Origin of the sequence: Streptomyces roseochromogenus subsp. oscitans DS 12.976 (genome assembly GCF_000497445.1) — a bacterium.
GTDB lineage: Bacteria > Actinomycetota > Actinomycetes > Streptomycetales > Streptomycetaceae > Streptomyces > Streptomyces oscitans.
In genome coordinates, this window is the sequence record NZ_CM002285.1 from 8,841,698 (window position 1) to 8,842,840 (window position 1,143).

The following is a 1,143-nucleotide window of genomic DNA, read 5'->3' on the forward strand; positions in this document are numbered from 1 at the left end:
GGTGCATCTCGCGCTCGCCGAGGCGTTCGGCCCGGCCGGGCCGAACGCCTCGGCGAGCGCGAGATGCACCTCGGCCATGGCCCCGCCCAGTTCATCGGCCTCGGCGGTGAAGTCGTCGCCCGCGGCGAGCGCGCGCAGCGCCAGCGTCCAGCCGTCGGTCGCGTCCGGCAGGAAAGGCTGCAGCACGCCCAGCGTGGCCGGCTGCGGCGCGGTCGTACCGAACCAGGCCACCGGCGCGGGCACCCGGGTGCAGCCCTGCGCGGCCAGCGCGGCCGTCACCTCCAGGTCCGGGTTGACGCCCGGCTGGATACGGCGGAAGACCTTCAGGATGTACGCGTCGCCGTACACGATCGAGGAGTTGGACTGCTCGACGTCCAGCAGCCGCGGTGGCAGACCGCCCGGCACCAGGGCACCCGGGTCGGCATCGAACCGCAGCGGCCCCGCCGTACCGGGCTGCCGCAGCCGCTCCAGCAGCAGATGGGCCGAGCGCGGGTCGTGCAGCGCGTCGTACACCGCGAGCCCGGCGAACGGCCCCTGCCCGGCCCGCCCGATGAACGCCCGCTCCAGCCGCGGGGCGTGCTGCTCGCGCAGCCCGAGCAGCAGCTGGTAGCAGTCGCCCGGCGGGGAAGTGCCGCCCGGCGTCGGCACGGGCGCGTGCGAGGCGTGCATCAGCACATGCAGACACCCCGGGAACAGCTCGGTCACGGACAGCACCGACAGATCGGTGACGGGCCGGTCCTTGCCCGCGAACCAGCGTTGCCCCGGCAGCCACTCGCGCAGCAGCCCGCTCAGGGAGACAAGAGGCCCGTCGAAGGCCGCCGAGGTTCTCGGGCGAACGGTGATGGTCTTCGGCATGACGCGTCCTTTCCTCGGCGCCGGGCGTCTCAGCGACGGCGGCCGATGCGGGATGCGACTCGGGTGAGCCGGAACCAGTAGAAACCGTGGCCCTGCAGGGTCAGCAAGTAGGGCAGTTCACCGATGGCCGGGAAGCGCACCCCACCGATCAGCTCGACCGGGTGCCGTCCGTCGTAGGCACGCAGATCGAGTTCGGTGGGCTGGGCGAAGCGGGAGAAGTTGTGGACGCACAGCACCAAATCGTCGCCGCTTTTCTCCGTCATGGGGGCCTCGCGCAGGAACGCCAGC

General features: G+C 72.5%; 2 protein-coding genes. Both read right to left on the minus strand.

The window, feature by feature from the left end; translation table 11 throughout:
• Positions 1-855, minus strand: an 855-nt coding sequence (locus M878_RS87965; protein WP_023553108.1) for a maltokinase N-terminal cap-like domain-containing protein, incomplete at its 3' end; no start/stop codon positions are given.
• Positions 856-884: 29 nt separating this feature from the next.
• The coding region (locus M878_RS000000100620; RefSeq protein ID WP_023553109.1) for an alpha-glucosidase C-terminal domain-containing protein at positions 885-1,143 on the minus strand (259 nt) is incomplete at its 5' end.